Genomic DNA, 5,394 nt, shown 5'->3' on the forward strand with positions numbered 1-5,394 from the left:
GGTGTCGGGTGTCGGGTGTCGGGTGTCGCAGCGTATGGCCGCGCTTCGCGGAGGGCAACCCTCATCGAGCATCAAGACACACTCAATTTGATGCATGACCCCAGCCTCTGCCGAAACACGCGTACGATGAGCGATGAATATAACCGCCCGCATCCATGACGGAGCCAGCCGAGCTGATATGCCCGACGGGAGGAAAGGCGAGGCTGATACCCCCGTCCTCCTCGGCACGACGGTCAGTGTAAGTGGTGGTTAGCGTTGCCGCCCGCATCCATGCCAGAGCCAGCCGCGCTGATATGCCCGACGGGAGGAAAGGCGGGGCTAATATCCCCGCCCTCCTCCGTGCGACGGTCAGTGTGAGTGGTGGTTGGAATTGCCGCCCGCATCCATGACAGAGCCGGAAGCGCTGATGTTGCCGCTGACGGTGACGTTGCCCTGAATACTCGCCGCCGTGCCGACCATGTCGCCCTGATAGGTGAGTTTCCCCTGCACCAGCACGTTGCCGGTAAACGTGGTGTCGGGCGAGTCGACCGTGGCGCGCGGCGTTTTAACGACGACATCCGCCTGCGTTTCGATGACGATGTGCTGAATACCGCCATTGACCGTCAGCGTGTGCGTCGCCCGGTCGTAATAGAACGCCGCGCCGTCCGAGAAGGTGCAGCCGCGCGCCTGCGCGTTATTGACCGGCGGCGTATCGACGCTCGAATAAATGGCACCGAGGATCACGCCGTCTTCGCCATTGTCGTCCAGCAAAATGCGCACCTGTTCGCCGACGTCCGGCAGCCAATAGTCCTTGTTATTCTGCGTGTTGCGCTGCAACACCTCCAGCCAGGCGGTGCGCAGGTTGTCGCACTCTGGCAGCCGCACACGGGCGCGTACGCCCGCGGCATCAACGGCACTCACGGTGCCAACGCGTAACGATGTCATACGTGCTCCTCTTTCCCCATCGTTTGACGAAAACCGCTCTCGCGGTGACGGACCGGCATCTTCAATCTGCGAGCTATCGCTTCGCAGGCGCTCTGGGTCAACAGACCGCGGACGGACTCGTGGCTCGCGCTCATCATGATGCGCCCTCTTTTTTCGTGGTTTGCGTCGTGCTGCCGTCGGGGTGATAGACGGACAGCGTGTTGGATTGCCCGGTGGTCGCCTTGCGAGCGCCCTTGGTGACCGGGCCGCGGACAATCTCCAGCTCGCTGACGTAACCGCCGTCGCGCGTGAGCGAATGCCGCACCTGATTCAGCAACCAGTCGCCGGAAAAGCGGCCGAAACCGCTCAGCGAAATCTTGTTGCCCGCGATCAGCGAGGTTGCGCCCATCAGCGTCAGCTGCCCGCTCTCCTGCTGTTCGTTGTGCTGATCCAGCGCCGCGTTGGCCTTCAGCTCCGCCGTGTCCTTGCCGGTCGTCCGGCTGTTGACGTTGAGCGTATCCGCGCTGGTCGCGCTGCCGTCGCTGGACTGCGTTCCGTCGGCTTTGTAGGTCACCAGCTGCTTCTTCGCGGGATTCTGATGCTTGATCTTCGCCCCTTCGTACACGTGACTGATGGTGTCGCGCATCGAGAAGCTGGCGACGTCGTTGCGGGTAAACGTCTTCACCGGCGTCTGGCTGCGCAGCGCGCCCAGATGCGAGAAAATCAGCTGGGTGCTGGTCACCTTCACCGCATAGCCGTACTCGCTGGCCAACCGTCGCAAAAAAGCGACATCGGTTTCCGCGTACTGCGTGATGCGGTCAAACGTGATCGGGGCGATGCTGCCGACCAGCGCCAGCTTGTGTTTTTTGGCGATACGGTTGGCGATGGCCGCCAGCGTGGTGCCTTCGAATCCCCGGCTGGACTTGGTGCGCAGCGCGGTTTTGACGGACGTCGCCACTCCGCGCATCGACACGGTCGAGGGCGGCGAACGCACCTCGATTTCATCGATACTGAACGCGCCGCAGTCCCGCAAGGTGTCGCCGCGATAGCCCAGTTTGAGCGACAGGGTGTCGCCTTTTCCCGGATACCAGGCGTCGATCCAACGGCCATCGGTGTCGTCCAGCTCCACTTCCAGCGTGTCCGACTCATTTTTGATGCCGTCGGTGTAGGTCAGCCGCGTGACGTAGGGCGCGATATCGTTGGTGATATCTTTTTGCAGATACCACAGCGTGAAAATCGGCTGCGGCACCTCACGATTGGCCGCCGACGCGGCCGGTTGAGCGATTAACGTAGCCACGGCGGCGTGTCCTCCGTCAGCACGACATCAGCCTGTTCAATCACCGGGATCGACAGCATGATGCCGGAAGCCAGCACGGGCGTGACGGCCACGTGCGGATTGGCGGCGATAATGCGGTCATAGCCCAGCGGATCGCCGTAGTACCGGTAGGCCAGCGCGTCCCAGCGCTCGCCCTGCGTGGTGATGTGTTCGATAAACATCAAATCCTCCTCGTCGTGATAGCGGCGGTCAGCGAACTCACGACCGGCGCGACTTTCTCCAGCGTGTCGCTGGCGGCGCTGAGCTGCGTGGCGACCACGTCCAGCGCAGGCGACAGCTCGTCGATGGTACTGACGTTAATGCCCGACAACGCCTTGTGGGCGCTCTTCACAAAGGTGATGGCCTGATCCGCCGCCTTCGCCACCCGGCTGACTTCCGGGAAGGTCGCCGTAACCGCCGCCAGCGCGGGCACGGCTTTCTGCAACGGCTCGACGGCGGTGCCGATCTGGGTGAGTAGCGTCGGCACCTGTCCCAGCGCCTGCGACGGGTTGCTCTTCATCTTCTGCACCGTCTGTACCACCGCCGAGACGTTTTTCACCACCGACTGCGCGGTGCGGACGTAGCCCACCGCCGTGCGGATCGCGCTGGCGATGCCGGACGCGGCGGCCGTCGCCGTCGCCACCGTCTGGCTGTTCGGCACGCCGGTGTTGACGGCGGGAGCCGCCAACGGATTTTTCGGGTCGCCGACGTACTCGCGCAGCGTCACTTCCGCCGTCAGCGCCAGCACGTTGCCGGACTTGTCGGTCTGCTGACTGGTGGCGCGCACCTGGGTCAGCACGAACCAGCCGCGATAGTCGCCGTTGCCGAAGACCAGCGCCTGCGCCTGATGCGAGCGCAGCAGGTTGCGCAGCCGCGCCAGCTCGACGTCCGGCGTACAGAACATCTGGTTGAACACCAGGCTGATGCTGATTTCATCCAGCTTTTCGCCGATGAATTGCAGGCCCGGCTTGCCCTCGATGCGGGCGTGTTCGGCGTAATCCGCGCCGAACTGCGCCTCGAAGCCGTCCCAATAGGCGATCAGCTCGAATTCGATATCTCCCAATACGGCAAACATTATGCGTACCCCCGGCGTTGCTGCTGTTCCATCACCTTCTGCATCATTTTTTCCAGTTCATGCAGGCTCAGATTGAGCGCGTTTTTGATTTCCGGCGTCGCCGTCGCGGGCTGGCCGTTGACATGGATGGTCGGCGAGAACGACAGCTTCAGCCCCTCGCCCGTCCCCACTTTCGCGCTGGCGTTAGCGCCCGTCGCGGGCATCTGCGGCACATCGTCCACCGTTTTACGGGCCGGCGGCGGCGTCACCACGGGGTGTTCACGCTGGGTGATGGTTTTGTTCGAGCTATTGTCGTCGTCCTCCCCCTCATCGTTAAACCAGCTGCTGATGGTGCTGCCCAGATTCGAGACGAAGCTTTTCAACTTCTCCCATTTTTCCGTGATGCCTGAGATCAACGAGCCGATCAGTTTGCTGCCGAACTCACTGAAGCTGGCCGGTAAATCCACGCCGAAATAGCTCAGAACGCCGGAGAACAGCTTGTAGAAAATGCCGAGCGGCGACCAGTCCACGAGGATTTGGGTCAGACGGCCGATACCGCCGCTGAAATTGGTTTTCAGCCCTTCCCACAGCTCGGAGGCCCACTGGCTGAGCGAGCTGCCGAAACCGCTGAACACGGCTTTGACGCTCTCCCATTTTCTGCTGATGGCCGACGACAACGCGCCGATCAGTTTGCCGCCCGCTTCGCTCAGGTTGCTTGGCAGGTTGATGTTGAAATAGCGCAGAACGCCCGCGAACAGTTTGTAAATGATGCCGAGCGGCGACCAGTTGAGCAGCAGTTTGCCCACGCCGCCGATGCCGCCCCGGAAGGCGTTTTTAATGTCTTCCCAACGCGCGCTGAACCAGTTGCTGATCGGCTCCCAGTAGCGGTAAATCAGATAGGCAGCGGCGGCGATACCGGTAATCAACAGGCCGATGGGGTTCATTAACAGCGCACGGCCGAACACCATCACCGCCCGTCCGGCGATTGACAGGCCGCGTCCCAGCGCGCCGCCAAAGCGCATGATGCCGGACTGCGCCACGGTCAGGCCGGATCGCACCCACCCCGACACCGAGCGCATTCCGCTCATCACCGCCCGGCCGACCGCCGACATTCCGCGCCCCAGCGCGCCCCCGAAACGAGTGGAGGCGGACTGCGCGAGCGTCAGGCCCGATTGCAACAGGTTCAGCACATAGCGCACCCCGCTGATCGCGGCTTTGAAGACGGAGAACGCCTGTCGGGCCACGACGACAGCCTGAATCAGACCGGGATGCAGCTGGATCCAGCGCGAAAAACCGTCCAGCACCGGCATCATGGCGTTGCCGACCGCCATCAGCGCTGGCGCAAGCGCTTCGCCCACGCTGAGGCTCATGTTGTTGGCCGCCACCTGCATGTGCTGCCACTGGCCCTTCAGCGTGTTGTTCTGCGCCGACGCATCGCGCGTGGTCGTCCCTTCCGCCGCCGGGCTGAGCATCGCCTGCTTGTTCTGCTGATAGCCGTTCCAGTTCTGGCGCATATTGAGCAGGTGCGACACCGCCTGGTTGTTGTCGAAGACCTTGGACAGGCCGGACTTCGCCATCAGCCGCTCCTGCGTGGACATGTCGCCTTTTGCCACGGCGGCCTGCCACTCCTGCTTGAATTTCTCGCCTTTGTCGTCAATCAGACGTTGGCCGATCATCAGCGAGGCTTCGTAGGTGGAGAATCCTTGTTTGATGTAGTCCGCCATCGAGGCCTGATAGTTCACGCCCGCCGACGCATAGCGCTCGCCGATGTCGTTGCTGTTGATGGTGTCCAGCCACCCTTTGAGATTGGCGACAGCGGTGTCGTCGCTGCCCGACGCGGCTTTGCCGACCGCCAGACTGGAGACAATTTGACTCAGCGCCGCGTCGCCGGTGATGCCGTTCTGTTCGAAGCCGCGCGCCAGACCCGGCAGCGACGACGACAGCGAGGCCACGTCGAGGTTGCCCGTTTTCGCGCCGGAGAGCATGTGGTCGAACGCGCCGGTGACGGCCTGTTTGCCGTCGAATTTCAGGGTGTTGAAGGCTGCGCCCACGCGCGCCATCTGCTGGATATCCGCCTGCGTAGCCGTCGCGGCCGTGCCGACGACGCCCAGCAGATCTTTGC

Annotated in this window: 6 protein-coding genes; all 6 read right to left on the minus strand. The window is 62.8% G+C overall.

The features are described from left to right. Positions 1-348: 348 nt before the first annotated feature. Positions 349-924, minus strand: coding sequence for a phage baseplate assembly protein V (locus Q7O77_RS14160; RefSeq protein ID WP_304168520.1), 576 nt, complete (start codon positions 922-924; stop codon positions 349-351). Next, complete coding sequence (locus Q7O77_RS14165; protein WP_304168522.1) at positions 921-1,061, minus strand: hypothetical protein; 141 nt, start codon at positions 1,059-1,061, stop codon at positions 921-923. The genes Q7O77_RS14160 and Q7O77_RS14165 overlap by 4 nt, the downstream gene beginning before the upstream one ends. Further along, complete coding sequence (locus tag Q7O77_RS14170; RefSeq protein WP_304168523.1) at positions 1,058-2,200, minus strand: phage late control D family protein; 1,143 nt, start codon at positions 2,198-2,200, stop codon at positions 1,058-1,060. The genes Q7O77_RS14165 and Q7O77_RS14170 overlap by 4 nt, the downstream gene beginning before the upstream one ends. Next, the gene (locus tag Q7O77_RS14175) at positions 2,188-2,400 is read right to left on the minus strand and encodes a tail protein X (protein WP_085653705.1); all 213 of its coding nucleotides are present in this window, start codon (positions 2,398-2,400) and stop codon (positions 2,188-2,190) included. The genes Q7O77_RS14170 and Q7O77_RS14175 overlap by 13 nt, the downstream gene beginning before the upstream one ends. Continuing rightward, positions 2,400-3,293, minus strand: coding sequence for a phage tail protein (locus tag Q7O77_RS14180; protein WP_304168528.1), 894 nt, complete (start codon positions 3,291-3,293; stop codon positions 2,400-2,402). Before Q7O77_RS14180 ends, Q7O77_RS14175 begins: the two co-directional genes overlap by 1 nt. Beyond that, positions 3,293-5,394, minus strand: a 2,102-nt coding sequence (locus Q7O77_RS14185) for a phage tail tape measure protein (protein WP_304168531.1), incomplete at its 5' end; no start/stop codon positions are given. The genes Q7O77_RS14185 and Q7O77_RS14180, both read right to left, overlap by 1 nt.

It is taken from the genome of Lonsdalea britannica, from assembly GCF_946477055.1.
Classification (GTDB): Bacteria; Pseudomonadota; Gammaproteobacteria; order Enterobacterales; family Enterobacteriaceae; genus Lonsdalea; species Lonsdalea britannica_A.

What these genes read in the sequence shown, in the direction of transcription:
- Q7O77_RS14165 (WP_304168522.1), bottom strand. Translation starts at nt 1,061, where the DNA reads ATGATGAGCGCGAGCCACGAGTCCGTCCGCGGTCTGTTGACCCAGAGC.
- Q7O77_RS14175 (WP_085653705.1), bottom strand. Translation starts at nt 2,400, where the DNA reads ATGTTTATCGAACACATCACCACGCAGGGCGAGCGCTGGGACGCGCTG.
- Q7O77_RS14160 (WP_304168520.1), bottom strand. Translation starts at nt 924, where the DNA reads ATGACATCGTTACGCGTTGGCACCGTGAGTGCCGTTGATGCCGCGGGC.
- Q7O77_RS14180 (WP_304168528.1), bottom strand. Translation starts at nt 3,293, where the DNA reads ATGTTTGCCGTATTGGGAGATATCGAATTCGAGCTGATCGCCTATTGG.